This is a genomic window from Kineococcus glutinatus, assembly GCF_039542765.1.
GTDB lineage: Bacteria > Actinomycetota > Actinomycetes > Actinomycetales > Kineococcaceae > Kineococcus_A > Kineococcus_A glutinatus.
In genome coordinates, this window is record NZ_BAABIL010000115.1 from 1 (window position 1) to 800 (window position 800).

Annotated in this window: 1 protein-coding gene; it reads left to right on the forward strand. The window is 74.6% G+C overall.

Annotated features, from left to right (window positions below):
* Window positions 1-800: glycoside hydrolase family 1 protein (locus ABEB16_RS05170; protein ID WP_345711201.1), on the forward strand; the 800-nt coding region annotated here is incomplete at both ends.

Genomic DNA, 800 nt, shown 5'->3' on the forward strand with positions numbered 1-800 from the left:
GCGCTGGCCGCGGTGCACCACCTCAACCTCGCCCACGGCCTCGGCGCCGCCGCCGTCCGCCGCGCGGCGCTGGACGCCCGCGTGCCGCACACCCTGCACCTGGCGGCGGTGCGGGCCGCCGGCGGGTCCGCGGCCGACGCCGAGGCGTTCCGGCGCGCCGACGGCATCGCCAACCGGGTGTTCCTCGACCCCGTGCTCAGGGGGTCCTACCCGGCGGACGTGCTGGCCGACACCGCCGCGGTCAGCGACTGGTCCTTCGTGCTCGACGGCGACCTGGGGCTCATCCACCAGCCGCCGGACGTCCTCGGCATCAACTACTACACGCCCACGCTGGTCGCCGGGCGCGCGCAGCCGCAGCCGCTGCCGGCGGGCGCCCACACGCCGTGGATCGCCTGCGAGAGCGTGGAGTTCCTCGCGGCGCCGGGGCGCAGGACCGACATGGGCTGGCCGGTGGACGCCTCCGCGCTGCGCGAGCTGCTGCTGCGGGTGGCGGCCGAGCACCCCGGCCTGGAGCTGATGATCACCGAGAACGGCGCCGCCTACCCGGACGTGGTCGCCGAGGACGGGGGCGTGCACGACGCCGAGCGCGTGCAGTACCTCGTCGAGCACCTGACGGCCGTGCACGAGGCGATCGAGGCGGGGGCGCCGGTGACGGGGTACTTCCTGTGGTCGCTGCTGGACAACTTCGAGTGGGCCTTCGGCTACTCCAAGCGCTTCGGCATCGTCCACGTCGACTACGACACCCAGCAGCGCACCCCCAAGGACAGCGCGCACTGGTACTCGCGGGTCATCGGCGCCAA